The organism is Ignavibacteriota bacterium, from assembly GCA_016707525.1.
Classification (GTDB): domain Bacteria; phylum Bacteroidota; class Ignavibacteria; order UBA10030; family UBA6906; genus JAGDMK01.
Window position 1 is genome coordinate 123,533 of record JADJHP010000003.1, and the last position, 19,540, is coordinate 143,072.

Genomic DNA, 19,540 nt, shown 5'->3' on the forward strand with positions numbered 1-19,540 from the left:
CAGCAATGTTACACCCGGTGCCCGGGGCGATCGGAACAGATGGATGTGGCGGACAGTGGCGAGATCAGGGGCCGGGCACCACGGCTTTGCGGAGCCACGCGATGGCCTCATCCCTGTCGTTGAACACGCGTGCATTGAACCCCCGGTTGCGGCACGCGGTCTCATAGAACTCTGCATGTTGACCGAGAGGCGTTCCCGGGGGAACGAGGACAGCTTCCCGGAAGCTCCGGTCGATCCCTTCCGCTTCGATACGCGATACGATGTCCATCAGATCAATGATGGAGTGGCCTCCGGTGAGCGAGGCCAGGTTCGCGAGGAAGAGCAGGCTCTGGCGCTGAGATCCTTCGGCAAGCGCAGCGTAGAATGCGGCTTCCAGGTCGGTGGGAGCGACGACACCTTCATAGATCACTTCGATGATAGCGGGAGAACCGGAGACCTCGAGTTTCCAGGGCATACCGTAACTTTCTGTGTGGCTTCCCGGGAGGAGTGGCTATGCAGGTGAATGTACGCCGTGTTCTTGAGAGATGCAACGAGAGCCCGTGGACAGATGTCTCAGACGGATGCCGCAAACGGATGACCCCGGGCGTCGGGCAGCAGCGCTCCGGGCTCTTGCCTTTGGCCGCCGGCTTTAGTATTCTGAGTGGTCGTTTCCTTTCACATGGACCACATGAACAGCGATCTGTATACCCTCATCGGCACTGCCGCATCACTCGGTTTCATCCACACCCTTGTCGGGCCGGATCACTATGTGCCGTTCGTCGCTATGGCCCGCGCGGGCAAATGGAGCCGGCTCAAGACGTTGTACGTGACGGTACTCTCCGGCCTCGGCCATGTAGGGAGTTCCATCCTCCTCGGAGCGGTCGGGATCGCATTGGGCAGTGCACTGTCGCATCTTGAGTGGGTCGAATCGATACGCGGTGAGGTTGCGGCATGGATGCTGACCGGCTTCGGACTGGCATACATGGTCTGGGGGATCTGGCACGGGATCCGCTCCCGCCCGCATTCCCATGCACACGCCCATGCAGATGGCGCGGTGCACGAGCACACGCACACGCATCACTCAGCGCACGCGCATCCCCATGAACACGGCAAGCCCGCGAACCTGACGCCCTGGATCATCTTCAGCATCTTTGTCTTCGGCCCGTGCGAGCCGCTGATCCCGTTGCTCATGTATCCCGCGGCCATCCACTCGTCGCTCGGCGTGGCCCTCGTTGCGACGGTCTTCGCCCTTACAACGATCGCAACGATGCTCGGCATGGTCTTCCTCGGATTGGCCGGCGTCGAACTGATCCCCTTCCCCCGCCTCGAACGCTACATCCACGCCATGGCAGGCGGGATCATTGCCATGTCGGGGCTGAGCGTGCTCTTTCTTGGCCTCTAAGAATTAAGAACTAAGAATTCTTAGTTCTTAATTCTTATTTCGTCAGGCCAAGATACACGTACTCCACCGTCATCGCTTTCTGCGCATGGATGCCGATCCGGTTGAGCCCCTGGAGCAACGACGGCTCAACGGAGAACTCGACCGACTTCTTCACATCGGGAAGTTGGCGGACCACCTTCTCGGGAAAGATCTGTGGAGCGGCGGGCATGTGGCCGTCCTGCAAGCGTATGCCATTGAAGAAGACCACCACATCCTCCAGCTCCATATCCTCCTTGCACTCGATCCGCAGCACCAGTGTCCGCGGAGGCATGGACTCTTTGACTCTCAGCTCTACAGTCTCGAGTTGAGCCTTGCGCAACGCGAGTGGAAGCTGCGATGTCAAGCTTACGCCGGGCACCGGGAACCACGCCGGCGCAAGCGAGTACAGTTTGTCCTTCCCTTCCAACAGTGACGGATCGATCAGCTCATGCAGGACCTCCAGATCAGGTTCGATCCCTCCATCCCATGCCACGAAGTAGTTGAACAGGTAGATCCCGTCAGCGCCGTTGGCGTAGTGCAACGCAGCTGTTGCCCGCTTTTCCCCCGCGTCATCTGACGGTTCCCCATGGTGAACTCCTGCGCCGCATACACGGGCACAGGGCCGCAGACCGCCTTGAACTCGCGCGCATTGATGTCATTCTCGGTCGACAGGAACGGTGCGATCGCAAGAACGTCGATCATGCCCTTCGTGCACCAGGTTGCCGGATCCACACCAAGATATGCGCACCCTTTGAGTGATGAAGGCACCCGGGCGGTAAGGAGTATCCGATGCCCGCGCGCAACCGAGATGCTGTCCACCACTCCCCTCACGCGGCCGACAAAGTCCGTCAGGATGCCTGCGAAGTGGGTCATCGAATCCGGCTTCAGCGGAAAATAGTACGGGAAACGCATGAAGTCGAGTTCAAAGCCGTCCATGTCGTACCGCTCAAGCGCTTCCCTCACGAGGGAGTAGAAGTATGCACGCACCTCGGGCACCGCGTAGTTTAGGGCCTCTTTTCCCCAGCCGGCATATCCCCCCACCCGCCACTCCGGGTGGGCCTTCCAGAAATCGCCGAGCAGAGGGCTCTCGGGCTTGTCCACATCATGCAGTTCATTCATGCGGAAGCTCAGGAAGGCCTCCATGCCGCGCAGCCGGGCACGATCAAGGACGATCCGCACCTGGTCGAGGGAGTCGGTGCCGAAGCGTGCGAGGTTCCTGCTCATCCTGGCCCCCAGCAACGGCCATCCCTCTTTCGCATGCACCGGGGCATCCGGCCAATGGAACATGGACTCAACGCTGCTCGGGTACCCCGGGTTCTGTCCGGGATTGATATTATAGATGAACGTCGTCACCCCGGCCTCCGCAATGGGATCGACACGGCCGTGGATGTCGCGCACGGTGAGTGAATCGAAATCCATCGGGATGCTTGAACCGTCATTATTATAGATGAGGCGCCGGGCGAACCGGGGCGGCAGGGTCGCATCCCCTACCGGAGCCGAAGAAAGGGCCGCAGACAGATCGAAGGGGCGGAAGCCAAGCGCGAATGCCGGCGAACCCTCTTTGAGCCGGAAATCGCCTCCGGCGGCATCGGCGAACCCGGGGTCAGCGACCAGGGAATGCACGTCGCGTCCGGTACGCTGCCAGCCGCTGAAATCGAGGGAATCGTACCGGAACGACCCCTGCACCGGCCAGTACAGATTCCGGTCCATGATGAGATTGCTGTCGCGCATCGAACCGAAGAGCACGGGCCCACCGCTCCAGAGAATGATATTGCGTTCGAATGCGAAACTCATGTGGGGTTCGAAGCGGGTCCGGGCGACCTGATACTCCGCGCCGAACGCCAGGATATTGTTCCGGAAGATGTTCTCCTTCCCGTAGTGCTGATGGAACCCCCCGTGCTTCGTGCGGTACACCAGGTTCTCCTCGGCGCGGATATTCGTCGTCCCCTCATCGAAGTAGATGCCCCATCCGCCGTACACCCGTCCCGCGATATCATGGAAGACGTTGCGCCGAATCTCGGTCCCGCGTTGATAGCCAAGCGTGTAGATGCCGCCGAGATCGCTCAGCATCGGCCCTTCGCCATTGCTCAGGACACCGATGTGATGCACATGATTCAGCTCGACGATATTCCCGTACGCAAGCGCCGGCCCATACCCCCACGTCCACCCGATCGAGATGCCGGTATACTCGAAATCGTGAATATGGTTGTGGATGAGGCGGTTGAACGGGCTCTGGCCGATCCACACGCCGATGGCACTGTGGAAGATCTTCCCCCCGCTATGGATATGATTATCGAGGAGCCGGTTCCGCTGCGTCAACAATGCACGATCGTTCTCCAGGGTCTTGAGGCCAAGGAAGACGCCCCCGGCGCCAAGATCGGCGATCTCGGACCGCTGAATGAGATTGTCCTGGCATGCGGCCCCGAGGGAGATGCCGTAGGTTCCGGTGTGTGTGATCGCGCACTCCTCGAACGTGACGTGCCGCATCCCGGTGCACGCTACGGCCGCGGGCACTCCTGTCGCGGCCTGATTGAATCCGCCAACATCCGGATTGCGCGAATCGGTCGTGTATCCTTTCGGGAAGAACCACTCGGCATGGCTGAAACCGATCCCGCGGAAGACGACGTGTTCCACCCAGCGGCCTCGTGCGGGTTCGCCTTCGATCCGCATCACCTGCTCCAGGACGGGCACGACCGCATCGATGCTCCGGATGTCCTCACCCGGCATCGGCAGATAGTAGATCTTCCCCTGTTTCTCGTCGAGCCACCACTCCCCCGGTACGTTCAATGCGCCACGCGCGGACTGGATATAGTACACATCACCGGGATCGATGCGGAACACCGACCTGCGCGCGAAACGGAACGTGCGCGACGCCGGTTCATAGGTTGTCACGGGCAGGTACGACTCGACCCATTTTGTGGAGAGGACGACCTGCGCCCCTCTGAGGTCGAACTTCGGCGGTACGGTCCCCGGTTTCGCGACGAAGGAACGCTGACCCTCCATCCAGTCCATGGACGGCGTGATCTCAGGGATGGTATCGACGGAGAGATAGCCGGAATCGGGAAAGCGTGCCGGAGATCTGCGCTCACCGTTCACCCACAGTTCGCGCACATCGGGATTGGACCTGCGTACCTGTGCGGGCAACGCGGCAACCCAGACGTTCTTCCCATCGAGGGTGGTCCGGGTCCACTGTGTGAGGACGGCGCCGCCGCTGAGCACAGGCGATGCGCCCGGGAGGGCCGCGATGACTGTGGGCGATGTTGCGGAACCGCTGATCCCGGATCCCAGATGGAGAGGTGCGTTCAGGAAGTACCGTCCGCCATGGAGCAGGACCAGCACGGTATCCGTGAGGCCTGGCCGGGCCGACCGGAGATCCTGCACTGCCCGGGCAGCCCGGGCAAGCGATGCGAACGGGTGGGCGGCATCACCCACAGCGCGGTCGTTGCCAGAAGGCGCAACATGGAAAACGGCGGCCGGGGGGAGGGCCCAGGCAGCACTGATGGACAACAGCAGACTGAGGGCGGCGATACGGAATGAGCGGGAGAACATCGGAGGCCTCTGCTTGTGGGACATGCCAATGTAGCAAGTGCATCAGGACGATGCAAGCAAGAACAGCACCAATTTAAAGGAGTTAACAACCTCTCGTTAAACCGCTGTCCTTCTCCTCCGGTCTAATGAGGACGAATCTCCGATACCACCCCGGGCCACCCGATGCGCATTCTCACGTTCTGCATTCTCACCGCCTTATTCGCCTTCCCGGCGAGGTCCCGATCGCATGAGATCCATGGATGCGTTCTTGCCATGGATTCACGCATCCCTGTCTCCGGCGCGATCATCACCCTTTCACACGACACAGACACCGCCGTTGTTCATCGCACCTGGACCGATACCAGCGGCGTCTTCAGGTTCGCAGAGATCGATCCCGGCACGTATCTCCTGCAGGTCAACCATCTCGCCTACCATCACGCACGGCGGACCATCACGATCACGGCTTCCTCAGGACAGATCGAAGATGTCCTGTTGCGGCCACGCACGATCCCTATCGGTGAAGTCCTGGTCCACGCAACCCCTCCCGCCGTCCAGAAGGCCGACACAACGGAATATGTTGCCGACGCGTTCAAGCTCCATCGCGATGCGCAGGCGGAAGACCTCTTGATGAAGCTTCCCGGTGTCTCGGTGACGGAGGGCATCGTGCGTGCCGGGGGTGAAGAGGTGAAGCAGGTCCTGGTGGATGGCCGCCCGTTCTTCGGCACCGATCCGTTGATCGCTCTGCGCAACATCCCCGCCGACGCCATCGAGAAGGTGCAGGTCTTCGAGAAGATGAGCGAGCAGTCGGAGTTCACCGGGTTCGATGACGGCCAGTCGATGCGGACCATCAACATCATCACACGTGAAAGCCGGCGCCGGTCGCAATTCGGACGCGCATCCGCAGGCTATGGTGAGAGCGGCAGGTATGTCGCCACCGGCTCCGGCAATATTTTCAACGGCACCCAGCGGATCTCCCTGCTGGGGCAGAGCAACAACGCGAACCAGCAGAACTTCTCGGCACAGGACATCCTGGGCAGCCTGGGAGGCCCACCGGGTGGAGGTGGGCCGCGGGGAGGATTCGGTGAGGGGCGGCCACGCGGTGGACCGGGAGGCGGGCCGGGCGGCGGAGCCGGGGGTGCGCCTCCGCAGGGGGGGATGGGACGCCCGGGAGGGACCGTCGAACTCGCCAACAGCATGATCGGGATCCAGAGCGGCATCTCGACGGTCCACTCGATCGGAACGAACTATACCGATATGTGGCAAAGCGGTGTGAACATCACAGGAAGCTACTTCTTCAACCGGTCGGACAACGAGAACGACCGATCAACGCATCGCGACTACACCATCGCCGGCGATACGCGGACCGCATACGAAGAGCGGTCGACGGGCTCCACCGGTAATGGCAACCACCGGTTCAGCATGCGGCTCGACGTTCCGATCGACTCCATGAACTCGTTGCTGTTCGTTCCCAACGTCAGCTATCAATCCACCGACGGCATCAGCGTCATGGATGGTGCCTCGCTCTTCGCGGGCGGATCGTCCAGCGTGGCATCGACCGACAGTTGGTCCAGCAGCACGGGGTACACCCTTTCGCAGAACGTGTTGTACCGTCACAAATTCGACCTGCCGGGGCGCACCATCTCGGTGGACGCCACGCTTTCCGGGAACGCCCGCGACCGGGACGCGACGCTGGGGTCTTCGGTATCGACCGACGGCAACCTGGCCGATCTCACGCGGCAACAACGATCGACGGAGATCTCGGGGCTGGGATACTCGGCGCGTGTGGCATACACAGAACCCATGACGGTGAACAGCCAGGCGCAGGTCGAAGTGCAATCCTCGCTCACGCGGTCCGCATCGGACACGCGGACGTACAACGAGGATAGCATTGGCGTGCGCACCCTCGATCAGGCATTGTCGAACAGCTACGACAACCTGTACTGGTCGCAGCGCGGAGGAGTGAGTTATCAGATCAGGACAACGTCAACACGGTTCACTGTCGGAGCGGCGCTGGAGAGGGCCACGCTGGAGGGTGAGCGGAGGTATCCGTCCGACGCGGAGTCCAGGTATACATTCTGGTCCGTGCTGCCAAGCGTGACACTGGATCACTCCCCTGCGCTCGGACATCACTTCCGGGTGAACTATCGCGGTTCGACACAGGCACCGTCGATCACCCAGTTGCAGGATGTCGTGGACAACAGCAACCCGCTCTTCCTGAGCGGCGGCAATCCGTCCCTCCGGCAAACGTACACCCATTCGCTCACCGCGCGGTTGCTCGAGACCGAAGCGGACCGCGCGACAAGCAGGATGTTCATGGTGATGGTGTCGGCGGCCAATGACTACGTCGCGAACCACATCCGGACGCTTCATGCGCGACACGATCCTTGCCGGTGGTGTTGGAGCGACCGCCGGGAGTCAGATCACGACACCGGTGAACATGTCGGGTTACTGGAGCGTTCGCGGGAATGCGGACTTCGGATTCCCTCTCGAAGACATCTCCAGCAACCTCAATTTGAGCACCAATGCCTCCGTGAGCCATTCCCCCGGCATGTTGAATGACTTGGTGTATGCCACGACGGGTTGGTCCTTCGGAGGGGGCCTCGCGGTGGGAACGAACGTGGGCCGTGAAGTGGATGGGCATCTGACGTACAACGCAACGTACACGACGAGCAGGAACACGCTCACGCAGAATTCGCAGGCGTCATACCTCACCCAGACAGCGAGTCTGCGATCCACGCTCACATTCTGGGACATCGTGGTGGTACGCAATCAAGCGTCCTATATGCTGCGGACGGGATTGGCCGGCGGACAGGACCAGGACAGTTTTCTGTGGACGGCGACGGTGGGGATGAAATTCCTGGCCGAGAGCCGGGGGGAGGTGCGGTTGACGATGTACGACATCCTGGATCAGAACAAGAGCATCGGGAGGACGGTAACGGAATCCTACATTGAGGACACCACGAACCGTGTTCTCCCGCGGTATCTCATGCTCACGGTCGAGTACATGTGGCGGTAGGAAGAAGCATCCCGCCACGAGCAGCATAGCGGGATGCGCACCACAACCGTGAGGCTGCCTGCAATTTGTCTGGCAGCATCTATTCATGTGGCATTACAGGAGCGTCCCCGCCAGGATGAAGGAAGCGACGCTGAAGTAGATCACCAGTCCTGTCACGTCAACAAGCGTTGCCACGAACGGTGCCGATGAAGCCGCGGGATCTGCACCGAGTGCCCTGAGGAGGAACGGCAGCATCGATCCGGACAAGGTACCCCACATCACCACCCCCACCAGACTTCCCGAGACGGTCAGCCCCACCAGCAGCCAGTGTTCGCCGTAGATCGGCGAGAATGCCGACCAGACTGCAATGCGAAGGAATCCGATTGATCCGAGGATGAGGCCAAGGATGAGTCCGGAGAGAAGCTCGCGTCTCATGACACGCCACCAGTCCGCCAGCCTGATCTCTTCGAGTGCCATCGCACGGATGATCAGGGTCGCGGCCTGCGACCCGGAATTGCCCCCGCTGGAGATGATCAGGGGGACGAACAACGCGAGGACGACGGCGCGGGCGATCTCGTTCTCGAAGTAGCCCATGGCCGTTGCCGTGAGCATCTCCCCTAGGAAGAGAACCACCAGCCATCCGGCACGCTTCCACACGAGCGTGAGGAGTGGTGTTGCGGCATACGGGGTCTCGACCGCTTCCAGACCGCCGAATTTGTGAATGTCTTCGGTGTGCTCTTCCTGCGCAACGGCCAGGGCATCGTCGACGGTCACGATGCCGATCAGGACGCCTTCTTTATCGACCACCGGAAGTGCGGTCCGCCCGTAGCGCTGGAACATCTGAATGGACGCTTCCCTGTCTTCCGTGACGTTCAGGGAGACGACGATCCCGTCGGCGATCGATCCGATGGACACCTCGGGGGGAGCGAGGAGGAGTTCGCGGAGCCGTACGTCATCCAGAAGGACTCCCTTGGTGTTGACGATATAGATGACATCGAACGTCTCGCTGTCGCGTCCGTGTTTCCGGAGGTTCTCCATGACCGCCGCAATGGTCGTTTCAGGCCGGACGGCAAGGTACTCGGGCGTCATGAGGCGCCCGATGCTGTTCTCGGGATATCCCAGCAGGGCCTGAGCAACGCGCCGTTCGTCGGGAGAGAGAGATCCGATCAGGTCACGTGCGATCGTACCGGGAAGGTCCTCGAGCAGTGCGGTACGGTCGTCGGGGTGCATCTCGTCCAGCAGCGAGACCACCTCGGCCTTGCCGAGTTCGGCGAGCAGTTCCCGCTGGGCGGTGCCGTCCAGGTATTCGAACGTCTCCAGGGCGATCTGTTTCGGGAGGAGGCGGAACAGGACGGCGCGGTCGGTCGGTTTGATATCCTCGATCACCTCGGCGATATCGGGGACGAGCATCTCTTTGAAGACGGCCTGCAGGCCGCTGAAGTCGCGCGAAGCGATGAATGCTTCGAGTTCCGGTTGGATGATCTTGCCGATCATGGGGTGTTCTCTACGATGGTTCGTTCGCTGAGCGAAGACAGGTAAAAAGCGATTATCAGCACCGTGACGGCGATTCCGGGCATGGACGATCAATGGACAAGGGTGGAGACGGTACGGACCTTCTGAGGACTGGAGGTGGTTGGCCCAAGATACCATCATAAGGTCGGAGAGTGGCGAGGAAAAAGCAATTGACATTTTCCCCGAGAAGCATTATCTTGAAAATATCCTCCGGGTTGGACAATGAGCGGTACATCGCGGTGGTTCAGCGAAGAGGATGAGGTAGATTCCGCGATAGCTCAATGGTAGAGCATGCGGCTGTTAACCGCAGGGTTGCAGGTTCGAGTCCTGCTCGCGGAGCACAAGAAAGCCCCGGAAGAAATTCCGGGGCTTTCTGCGTTTTGGAACACGCCCTACGCTATGCAATCGTGGCATCCCTGATGGCGATCACCACTACCGGAGAACCAAAAGCCTCCCGGGTCTCCGTGAAGTTGCCCCCTGCAGTCTATAGAAATAGACCCCGCTTGAAAATCCTCCCGCATCGAATTGCACGCTATGATCCCCCGCATCCTGTTCTCCATCCTGCAGAACGGCGACCTGCTGGCCGAGAACGTTGAACACCGTGAGCTTCACGCGCATGCGTGCAGGCAAGGCGAACCGGATGGTAGTTGTCGGATTGAAAGGATTGGGAAAGTTCTGCGCAAGCATGAATCCTCCAACAGGATCGGCACGCCTCTCCCGGACGGCAGTAACCGACGACCCGGGACTTTTCAGCAGCGTTCCCGCATTGCCGGCGATGAGCTGGGTCTGCCCGTTCACAACCGCGATGGTATGCAGATCCTGCGTCGTCCCGCTCACCATGTACCCCCACGTCGCTCCTCCATCGGTCGTCCTGAGGATCGTGCCCCGGGCTCCCGCCACCCAACCGGAATCGCGGCCGGAGAATGCAACGGCATTCAGGGATGATCGCGTTGGGACCCCCTGTTGCAGGATCCAGACTTCGCCACCATTCGTTGTCCGGTAGATACGGCCGAAGTCCCCCACGAGGTATCCTGTCAGCGAGTCTGCGAATGTCATGCTCTGCATGGTGAGCGTATCGGTAAAGGTCCAGACCGTCCAGGTGGCACCGCTGTCCTGTGTCGCCGCCAGAGTGCCATGGTCCCCCATCGCCCATCCTCGCGATGGATCAGCGAAGTATACACCCCGGAGAGTCCTGGTGGTCGACAACGGTACGAGCGTCCAATGTATGCCGCCATTCGTGGTCGTGTAGAGCACACCTCCCGTTCCCACAACCCATCCACGGGTGGCCGAGAGCATCTGGATCGCGCACAGGCGGCCACCCTCAGGCACGCTGACAAGCGACGGCTCCCAGGAAACACCGCCGTCTGATGTGCGGTTTATCGCCGCAGAGTCGATGACCCAGCAACGGAGTGGATCCACCGCACTCACTCCATATGACGGTTTGTTTGATTGAGAAGATACGGCCGCCCAGGTGAGTCCGGCATCCGTTGATCGAAGGAGCCCCGACTCTCCCGCCAGCCACCCTGACGCAGGGCTCGTGAAAGTGACCGCATTGATCGCCCCGGGCGTTGGTGAAGCAACACGCTCCCACGCAGGAGGGGCGGGCTTCATGTTCACCGTGAATGTGATGCTGTCTCCCGGGAAACCGATCTCCGAGAGATCCAGATTCCCCATCAGCCCTGATGCGAGGATGCACGCCGGATTCGTCATCCCGCTGATCGCCGTGCGTGCTGGCCTGCAGAATGCAGCGGAATCCAGCGTGCCGTTCAGTTGGAAACCAAGGTAGGGATTGCCGCCCGGTCGATAGGGATACACTTCATCGGGAGGGCCATCCGCATTTCCGCGAAGGAGACTATCGATCCGGTATACCAGCAACCCTTCGCCCGGAAGAATGCTCTCAAAGATGGAAGTCCGCTTCCGATACTCAAGGATGAAGCACTCGCCTTCCACAGGAGAATCGATCCTGTAGCAGTTGTTCGAGGGTGAAGTCAAGGGCCGAAGAGAATAGCGCCCCGATGTTGTGATCCGCGGGATCGTGTCGATCCATCCCAGGTATTTGTACCGGAGCCATGCCCCGGTGTGTTGAGGGATCTCCCGGGTATCCGCCATGAGATCCCAACGACCGACTGGAACAACGTTATCCGATGTGGTGTACCGATACGTGTCAGGCGCACCAAGCGAATGTAACATTTCATGGACGAACACGGCAACGGTGGCACGCGACTGCATCTGGACATTGAACAAGTTCACCTTCTTCGTCCCGATCATCGGGCCCATATCCCGCATCGACGACATATGAGGCCAGAGGAAGGTACCCCGTGCAACAGGATCACCCTGTATGATGAAGCACACGTTGTCGACATACCCGTCCCCATCGCCGTCGAGCACAAGGCCGTTGGGGATCTGGCCAGCGATAGCGCTGATCGCCCGGTCAGTGAGTTCCCGTTCGCGGATGTACCGTTGCGAGGGTGGATAGCCGATGGTGTCGCTTGCGCTGTACGGATAGTAGTACGCGCGGGGCCGGACATCCAGATACGAGAGGACCGTGGATCCCGGCTGTGTCGGGAAGAACGATGTCATCACCTCAAGCCGGCCGAACGATATCTCCCGGATGTAGTTGTACACCGAGCTCACTCCAGGAGTGGCCTCATTGAATTTGGCGACATACTGCGCGAAGCTATCCCCGAATGCGTCATCATCACTGAAGCGTACGAAGATGACCAGGTTGGACATCACGCCGGTCCTCGGCGTGGCCGCGTGCACTGGCGGTGCATACTCCGGCGTCAGGGCACGGATCGCCTCTTCCGCCTGGAGGGAAATGTTCGCGTGCGGAAGCAGCCCTGCGCCGGCGGGATCATCTCGGCCGGGGAGTTCGGCTGTCGGGACAAGCAACTCTCCCCTCCGCTCGGCGTACACGTAGAACCCACTCGTCCGGTCCTGGATGATGGTGAACCCGTTGCGGTCGTGGAGCCAGTTATGATACTCGTCGCCTGTCGCAAAGCATTGCAGCGTACTGCCGTCCGGTTGCCGGACGGTGACCGGAACATCGTGCAGGTACGCCGTGTGTGAGATGAACGGAAGGAGAAAGAGGCACGTGATAAGAATGGCAATGCGCATGTGCACCCCCAGCGTGAAGCGGTCTGAAATCTGGAATCACGGGAGGAAAGGGATCAGGACGGGATTGATACGAATCCCCCACTCCGATCAATCAACATCATTAGGTGGGGGCATCTGCTCCTCTCTCCCTTTCCGGTGAGGTGTCGAATTGTCCGACATGGCATTGCTGATCGGTCAAGGGCCATATCGTTCCCCGGTGATGCCATTCAATAATACGGCTCGGCAGCGAGGTTGTCAAATCCGATGTGAACCACGAATGATCACCGCGAACGAACTTTCCGTCACTTCATGTCCCGTCTGGGAGTCGATGTTGCTCATCATACGATCCATTCATTCAGCAGAAGATATGTACCATCCGTGATAGGAGACCCCGCCTTGCCTGCCATCAAGCAGCTTGGGCGATGATCCAAGAAGAAGAGGTAGATGTGGACCCGGCTACCCAGCCTTTTTCACATACCCTTCAGCACTCTGCTTACCCAGACCCTGATCACTCCCAAATGCTGGGCCAGATCCGTTTGCGTCGTGAATGGTCCGTCGTCAAGCATTCGGCGGTACAGTCGTTGTAGCGCCACATAGTCGATTCGTGATCTGGTGATCCTCTCCGTAACGAATGGGAGTATCAGACCGCACTCACGCAAGTGCATGATTCCGCCCGCCGATATCTCCCGCGACGAATGGAGAGTCGCTTCAGTGATCGAAAAGACCTTCTCACCATGTGCGGAATTGCGGATTTCAAGGGGAATCCGGACCAACAAAAGTTTGAGTTATGGTGTCTTTCGCGGAGCAAGGGGTCCCCTCAGACGGGACCCCTTTTTCTTTTTTGTCCAGTGTTGCAGGCTGAGTCCCGATGCCCTTCATCGGGACGAAATCCCTCCGTTCGTTAGCGGGATGCGAGTTGAGCCCCTCAATTTTGCACATAGTCTCCCCCGTTGCATTAGCAGGATCCTGCTCGCTGGCCCCCCCGATTGTACTGGAGTAAGTCCACATATTTAGTTAAATTTGTGGAGTCATCATCCACATATTTGGGGCCCGCATTGTGATCGAAAGAGCACTTCATATTGAACGGCTTCTGAAACCCAGGAAGGTCCTGATCATGTACGGGGCCCGTAGGGTTGGCAAGACGACCCTCCTGAAAGACTTCCTGTCTCATTCGAAGCTCAAATACCGTATTGATTCCGGCGACAATATCAGGCTCCAGCATGTGTTCGAGTCGCAGGACTTTGAGGCATTGTCCGATTACGTCGAAGGGTATGAACTGATTGCGATTGATGAAGCGCAGCAAATCAGGAACATCGGCATGGGCCTGAAGATCCTTGTGGACCAACACCCGTCTCTCAAGATCATCGTTACAGGTTCCTCTTCTTTCGACCTGTCACAATCGGTCGGTGAACCATTGACGGGCCGCAAGAAAACGGTGGTCCTCTATCCGATGTCGTTGTTGGAACTCGGCGCCCTCTACAATAAGCAAGAACTCTCAGAGCAACTGGAAAACTTCTTGAGATTCGGGCTGTATCCTGAGATCATCACGACGAAAAGCAAGAAGGGAAAGATGGAAATCCTGCGGGAACTTGTCGATTCCTACCTCTTGAAGGACATTCTCAGCCTCGAAAAGATCAAGGGTTCGCGCCAGCTTCTGGATCTCCTCAAGCTTCTTGCATTCCAGATCGGCAATGAGGTGTCTTTCACTGAGTTGGCCACACAGGTCCGGCTGGATGTGAAGACCGTAGCACGCTACCTCGATATCCTGGAAAAAGGATTCGTGATCCAGCGCATCGGTGCATTGAGCCGGAATCCGCGCAAGGAGGTGACCAGCAAAGCGAAGTACTATTTCTTCGATGTCGGCATCCGGAACGCCATCATTTCGCAGTTCAATGAGATCGGAGATCGGAACGATACAGGAAATCTCTTCGAGAACTTCATCGTCATGGAGCGCCAGAAAACGAATGCCTACAAGCAGAGGATCTCTCAGACATATTTCTGGCGAACCTACGACGGACAGGAAGTCGATGTTATTGAGGAACAGAATGGCAGGATCCACGGCTATGAGGTGAAGTCGTCTCCGGGAAAGAAATCCAGAACACCCTCATCGTGGAAAACAACATATCCGGATGCCCTTCTGACGCTGATCAACAGAGAGAACTATCTCCCGTTCATTCTGGATGAAAAGCGTAGAGAGAAGCAATTGCGCGAGGACATACCGCAGATCCGGGGAAATGAACGCGTAGAAGTTCCGGTCTATTGCCCCCCGTGATACCAGGCTACTTCACAACCAACCGATACGTCTCGATCGCCTGATGTCCGACGGGTACCGATATACGGTTCCCGCTCTGGTTCATGGGACCGACTTTCACCTCAATGATGTCCGTCGAGAACGATGCCTTCGCTTCGAATGGAAGCCCAATGCGGGCCGTCGCGCTCTCCCTGTCCGCCTCGTAGAGCCGGAGGATCACATCATCGTTGTCTTCCGCCTTCTTCATCGTGCTCAGCACGATATTGTCCGCCTCCACCGAGAGAAAACTCTTCGATCCGGGAAGCGTCCCGCCCGCATGACCGGGATCGAGCACGACCGCTGTCAGCGGAGAATTCGCCTCGACGCCGAACCGGCGCCCGTTTCTCCATCCGGGTTGATGCGATGTGAGAGAGAATCGGAAATCATGATCGCCGGTCTGCGGATACCAGTTGCCTTCCCAGTGGCAGCTCTTCCGGGAGGCCAGGAGGATCGGCTGCAGCAACGTCGCGGTATCCGTGCTGTCGGTCGGATTCCGATAATCCCATACGGCGACGCTTGAGCTCAACGTGATCCCGAGGTCATTGTCCGAGGCGTTGATCCAGTTCTGGATCGTGCGCGGACGGACGCCCGGAGCCGGACTGGTATACCGCTCTCCCGGCGCACCGCGCATTTCGTCCTTCCCTATCTCGACCGTTTCGAACGGTGCTTCGTACGCAACCGTGCCCCGGTTGACGTTCACCGGGAACGCCAGACGGAACTCGCGGTAGTGCGTTCCATCCCATCCAAGCAGCGATGTTGAGAAGTCGATCTGCCTGAGGGCATGATACAGAGTGATCCGCTGTACCACGGTCGTGTGCTCGATCGGCTGGCGGAGTTCAAGTACATCTCTGACCGGTCCCTGCTCAAGGACATACCAGCGCGAGGGATGATTGCTCATCCTGTCGAATCCCTCCATCGTCGGATATTGGGGGTCAGCCCATTCTCCCGCATCCTCGCCGATCGACTGCATCGTGAAAAGTTCGCCTCCAAGAAACGCCGAGCGTGCCAGCAAATTCTTTCCGAGCTTCTTGTCGGTTATCTGCTTCACGCCGCCAGGCGCGAGGGCGATGCGGTAGTGCTCGTTCTCAATGATGCTGGGGGCCGGCGCATTCGCCGGCGAACCGGAAACCGCATTGCCACCGACAACCCGGTACGTCGCATACCCGATGGAGGGGACCCCGGCGGCGATGAAGGTGATCTCGGCGCTCCGTATGCTTCCATCGTCAAAGCGCTCGAGTCTGCTCACCTGAGCCGGGATCACTTCTCCCCCTGTCCCCTGATCCCCACTCCCTTCTTGAACATCCCCTTGGCCGGTTCCACCGTGCACGTCACTGCCCCTGTCCGCTTCCAGCTGAGCCGATTGAAGACCACAACGGGGATACCTCCCTTCGTGTCCCTCCTCACCATCTTTGCGATATTCTTCGTGGCTTCGCCATAGATCTCTTTGGACATATCGCGGGCCGTCCGGTACTTCGCCAGGAAGGTACTATCCGTGACGTCGCCGTTCTTGCCGCCCCATCCGTGATCAGGATAGAGCTGCGCTTCCCACGCCGCCGTCAGGCGCGCGGCGGGGTAGCCGGAGAACGAACGGGCGAGAAGTGCACCGATCGTGGAGAAGGTCTCCGCCGCGGTGAGGTACGTGTCCGCCTCCCGCTTGGCGTCGATCGCCCAATGATGGGTCGGCCCGTGAATATACAGCCAGATGTTCGGCCGTTCCCCGCGGATCTCCGGGAAGGAGCGGCCTTCCTTTGCGACCTGATCCAGCCACCCGGCTGCCGTCGAGTACTGCAGGGCAGGCAGACGGAGGGGTTGACTCTCGCCGGATTCCGACGTGATGGAACTCAGGCTGTTCCAGGTGTGCATGAAGTCGCCATAGTTGATCGGGGCGCTCATGTCACTCATCGAGATCACAGGGATGGCTCTGGTGCCATTGGGAATGCCGACGGCCCAATCGCGGGAGAACGATGCGAGAAACCCTGCAGCCTCGTGGAACGGCTTCCCGAGCGAGCGTTCGATGAAGAGTGCATAGTGCGCAGGACTGAAAACAGTGATCGACGAGCTGTCGTAACTCTTCCAGGTGTACAGTCCTTTTTCCTGACGGCTCACGATGAGCGCCGGGACGCCGGCCTTCGCCATCACCTGGGGCATCTGTCCGGCCCGCCCCGGGACGTCCGGGTTCCATGCAACTCGCGAATCGCATCCGGGGAAATTCGTCAGGAGCCATTTCTTACCCGCGTAGAACTGGCGGACCAGCATTTCGCCCGAGCAGAGATCTTCGTACGGCATATTGTAGCTGGCGCCGATACCGAGCCGTCCGTCGGCGATATACGATCCGATCTCCGCCTTGCGGTCGGGATGCCTGCCGAGGTATTCGCGTAGTTCAAGAACGTCTTCAAGATCGAACCGGTAGGCCGGTATGTCGCGGAGGAGTGCGAGGGCGGGAGTGATGATCTTCTCGTCGCGCGCCTTGATGCACTCCTCGGGCGTATCCATCCAGGCGATATCCTGGTGGGAGGAGTTGATGATGTACCCCCGTTCCGAACCCTTCATGGCCGTTGACAGATCGGTCAACGCGCCGCCGAAGTCGGGCAGAAAAGTGGTGCGGTAGTCGAGTTTCCATGCGCCCGTCGGCGTTCTCGAGACGGTGCGCTGTATCAGCCTTTTAGGCGTTATCAGGGATTCATCGACGGGCTGCCCGAGCGAGCCTACACGGACGATCTCATCCTTATCGATCCACACCTCGAGCGGCTCGCTTGGCGAGATCGTCCCTGTGAGTGTTGCTCCGGCGCGATGATGCACATCGGCAAGCTGCGCGGCGAGCTCGGGCCGAGAACCGGCACGGAGGCGGACGGTGCGACCGATCCACGTCGAGGCGGCGACGATGCTCATGACCGCATCGGAACCGGTCCCGCTGACGGTGCATTCGCAGTACGCGTCAAACCGGGCCTTCCCTTGTAGATAGTCGATGACCGATCCATCCTGGTACACCATCATCCACGAAGCGGTCGGGGACTTGTCGGCGGTGATGCGGATGGAAACAGGTTCGCCCGGACGGATCCATGTTCCGGGAACCACGAACCGGAGATATCCAAAATGGTCATTGAACTGGTCGCGAAGGACGCCGTCGAATGCCAGTACACCGCCCTCCTTCCCATTCACGCGCCAGGAGGAGGCCGTCGTCGGATGGAAATCGAATCTCCGCACGCCGTTAATGGAAACGTGGAACGTGACCGGGGACTCCCCCTGACCTGCAATGCCGGCGCTCACCACGAAGCCGGCATCTTTACCGGAAGGGATGGAGCCGGGCAGGGCGGTTTTCCATTCGATCGCCATGCTTCCCGTGTTCGCACGACAGATCATCGCCGTTGCAAGGGCGGGGCGGAGACGCGGGTACTGGAGAAGGTCACCGCCGACGATCTGGCTGTAACCCTCGGTGTATCCCGCGATGTCACGCACGATCTGTGCATGACGCTCAACGTCGTCGCTCGACTGTGCATACAGTGAGGCGTGCAGCATCAGGGTGGCCAGAATCCATAGGGCAGAGCGCATGTATCGGGTCCTGTTCGGATGAATGAACGTTTGCATTCAGGCGGAGATCGCAACTGCGGTTTGACTCATGGGAAGCGGCGCCCCGTGAATATCAAAGCAGTATGAGCAGATGAAGCGTCTCTCGATTCAACCTATCGAAATGCTGGAGGAAAGTCAATCAGCCGTTCGGCTCGATTTATTGATGAGGCAACGGGCCAGCGTTGGACTCGATGTATTGATGAGGCAACGGGTTGTCCCGGAGCGCCGGACATCATTTCTCGATGCGATAATGCCACAACACGTACACAAACCCGGAAACGATGATCAAGCCCAGATTGAGGAATACGATCAGATCCCGCATCATGAATGTCGGGTCATCGTTCATCCACATCACCCAGCCCATCGCGTTGACAGCAACGATCATGGTGAGAAAGAACCCGTAGAAGAGGAACTGAACCGGAAAGGTGGTCCGTGGCCTGGTCCAGAGCAAATAGACGCTGATGAGCCCCAACGGTATGGAGAATCCGAGGTCGAACATCCGCACCACCCAGAACATCGTCGGCGATGCATCATAGGCGCGCGTGGTGCCGGTGGCAATGACCTCCAGCACTTCCTTGATCCACATCGAGGCAAAGACCAGGAGGAAGACAGGAAAGCCAATGGAATAGATAATGAGTCCCGTTTTCCTGAACGTCGCCGTAACGTTCCCGGGAAATATCGAGAGACCATACAGCAGAATGATAAGTGCCGAGACGAGAATGAAAAGGAAATGGAACGTGTACTGTTCGCTATTCCCTGAGTAGTGCGTTGAGCTCCATTCCATGCCGAGGGTATAACTGAGAACGAAATAGATCAGATACAGAGGGGTCATCATGAGAAGGTACGGTGCGATCCCCCTCCGGAAGAAGAGGGTGACGCCGCCGGCAATAAGTAAGGGACTCAAGAGGAAGACATTCACCAGGTCCTGCGCCACGATCTGGTTGTTGTTGATCCCCGGGGTCTTGTACCGAAGCTGGTTCAGGAACGTGGGGCCCTCGACCGCCAGATAGACCAGCATAAGACCGGTGGCGATCGCTATCAACGCCACGAAGACTCTCTCGAAGGGACTCCCATAAGAATTGGTCTTCATGATCTGGTTCTTCCTTCCGTGGTCGCTGGACAGGGCGATTCTCCGCCGTGGATCTGATGAAAG

The 19,540-nt window shown here is 59.2% G+C and carries 12 protein-coding genes and 1 tRNA gene; 5 read left to right on the forward strand and 8 right to left on the reverse strand.

Going from position 1 to position 19,540, the window contains the following annotated elements:
- Positions 1-64 precede the first annotated feature (64 nt).
- On the reverse strand, positions 65-454 hold the full coding sequence (locus IPI01_06720) for a hypothetical protein (protein ID MBK7257486.1): 390 nt from the start codon (positions 452-454) through the stop codon (positions 65-67).
- A gap of 213 nt (positions 455-667) precedes the next feature.
- On the opposite strand from IPI01_06720, the gene IPI01_06725 reads away from it, so the two are divergent.
- Positions 668-1,381, forward strand: coding sequence for a sulfite exporter TauE/SafE family protein (locus IPI01_06725; GenBank protein ID MBK7257487.1), 714 nt, complete (start codon positions 668-670; stop codon positions 1,379-1,381).
- Positions 1,382-1,415: 34 nt separating this feature from the next.
- Here the strand turns inward: IPI01_06725 and IPI01_06730 are convergent, their stop codons facing one another.
- Positions 1,416-1,940, reverse strand: coding sequence for a hypothetical protein (locus tag IPI01_06730; protein MBK7257488.1), 525 nt, complete (start codon positions 1,938-1,940; stop codon positions 1,416-1,418).
- Positions 1,841-4,948 (reverse strand): right-handed parallel beta-helix repeat-containing protein, encoded by a 3,108-nt coding sequence (locus IPI01_06735; GenBank protein MBK7257489.1) that lies wholly within the window; start codon positions 4,946-4,948, stop codon positions 1,841-1,843. The genes IPI01_06730 and IPI01_06735 overlap by 100 nt, the downstream gene beginning before the upstream one ends.
- A 252-nt stretch (positions 4,949-5,200) precedes the next feature.
- On the opposite strand from IPI01_06735, the gene IPI01_06740 reads away from it, so the two are divergent.
- Together IPI01_06740 and IPI01_06745 are read left to right on the forward strand one after the other, a co-directional pair.
- Complete coding sequence (locus IPI01_06740; GenBank protein MBK7257490.1) at positions 5,201-7,486, forward strand: TonB-dependent receptor; 2,286 nt, start codon at positions 5,201-5,203, stop codon at positions 7,484-7,486.
- 46 nt (positions 7,487-7,532) lie between these two features.
- Positions 7,533-7,943, forward strand: a complete 411-nt coding sequence (locus tag IPI01_06745; protein ID MBK7257491.1) for an outer membrane beta-barrel protein — start codon at positions 7,533-7,535, stop codon at positions 7,941-7,943.
- A gap of 93 nt (positions 7,944-8,036) precedes the next feature.
- Here the strand turns inward: IPI01_06745 and mgtE are convergent, their stop codons facing one another.
- Positions 8,037-9,416 (reverse strand): magnesium transporter, encoded by a 1,380-nt coding sequence (gene mgtE / locus IPI01_06750; GenBank protein MBK7257492.1) that lies wholly within the window; start codon positions 9,414-9,416, stop codon positions 8,037-8,039.
- Between the two features lie 285 nt (positions 9,417-9,701).
- Here mgtE and IPI01_06755 point away from each other — a divergent pair.
- Positions 9,702-9,773 (forward strand) — tRNA-Asn (locus tag IPI01_06755).
- Positions 9,774-9,866: 93 nt separating this feature from the next.
- Here the strand turns inward: IPI01_06755 and IPI01_06760 are convergent.
- Positions 9,867-12,551 (reverse strand): T9SS type A sorting domain-containing protein, encoded by a 2,685-nt coding sequence (locus tag IPI01_06760; protein MBK7257493.1) that lies wholly within the window; start codon positions 12,549-12,551, stop codon positions 9,867-9,869.
- Between the two features lie 1,093 nt (positions 12,552-13,644).
- Between IPI01_06760 and IPI01_06765 the strand changes: the two genes are divergently transcribed.
- Positions 13,645-14,802, forward strand: coding sequence for an ATP-binding protein (locus IPI01_06765; protein MBK7257494.1), 1,158 nt, complete (start codon positions 13,645-13,647; stop codon positions 14,800-14,802).
- A 7-nt stretch (positions 14,803-14,809) separates the two neighbouring features.
- Here the strand turns inward: IPI01_06765 and IPI01_06770 are convergent, their stop codons facing one another.
- From IPI01_06770 to IPI01_06780, 3 genes are all read right to left on the reverse strand, one after another.
- Positions 14,810-16,081 (reverse strand): hypothetical protein, encoded by a 1,272-nt coding sequence (locus IPI01_06770; GenBank protein ID MBK7257495.1) that lies wholly within the window; start codon positions 16,079-16,081, stop codon positions 14,810-14,812.
- Positions 16,078-18,369 (reverse strand): hypothetical protein, encoded by a 2,292-nt coding sequence (locus tag IPI01_06775; protein ID MBK7257496.1) that lies wholly within the window; start codon positions 18,367-18,369, stop codon positions 16,078-16,080. The genes IPI01_06770 and IPI01_06775 overlap by 4 nt, the downstream gene beginning before the upstream one ends.
- A 250-nt stretch (positions 18,370-18,619) precedes the next feature.
- Positions 18,620-19,477, reverse strand: coding sequence for a hypothetical protein (locus IPI01_06780; GenBank protein MBK7257497.1), 858 nt, complete (start codon positions 19,475-19,477; stop codon positions 18,620-18,622).
- Positions 19,478-19,540: the final 63 nt, after the last annotated feature.

Excerpts from the sequence above, each read along its gene's own strand:
- IPI01_06780 (MBK7257497.1), bottom strand. The coding sequence starts at position 19,477 with ATGAAGACCAATTCTTATGGGAGTCCCTTCGAGAGAGTCTTCGTGGCG.
- IPI01_06740 (MBK7257490.1), top strand. The coding sequence starts at position 5,201 with ATGGATTCACGCATCCCTGTCTCCGGCGCGATCATCACCCTTTCACAC.
- IPI01_06720 (MBK7257486.1), bottom strand. The coding sequence starts at position 454 with ATGCCCTGGAAACTCGAGGTCTCCGGTTCTCCCGCTATCATCGAAGTG.
- IPI01_06775 (MBK7257496.1), bottom strand. The coding sequence starts at position 18,369 with ATGCGCTCTGCCCTATGGATTCTGGCCACCCTGATGCTGCACGCCTCA.
- IPI01_06735 (MBK7257489.1), bottom strand. The coding sequence starts at position 4,948 with ATGTTCTCCCGCTCATTCCGTATCGCCGCCCTCAGTCTGCTGTTGTCC.
- IPI01_06765 (MBK7257494.1), top strand. The coding sequence starts at position 13,645 with ATGTACGGGGCCCGTAGGGTTGGCAAGACGACCCTCCTGAAAGACTTC.
- mgtE (MBK7257492.1), bottom strand. The coding sequence starts at position 9,416 with ATGATCGGCAAGATCATCCAACCGGAACTCGAAGCATTCATCGCTTCG.
- IPI01_06725 (MBK7257487.1), top strand. The coding sequence starts at position 668 with ATGAACAGCGATCTGTATACCCTCATCGGCACTGCCGCATCACTCGGT.
- IPI01_06760 (MBK7257493.1), bottom strand. The coding sequence starts at position 12,551 with ATGCGCATTGCCATTCTTATCACGTGCCTCTTTCTCCTTCCGTTCATC.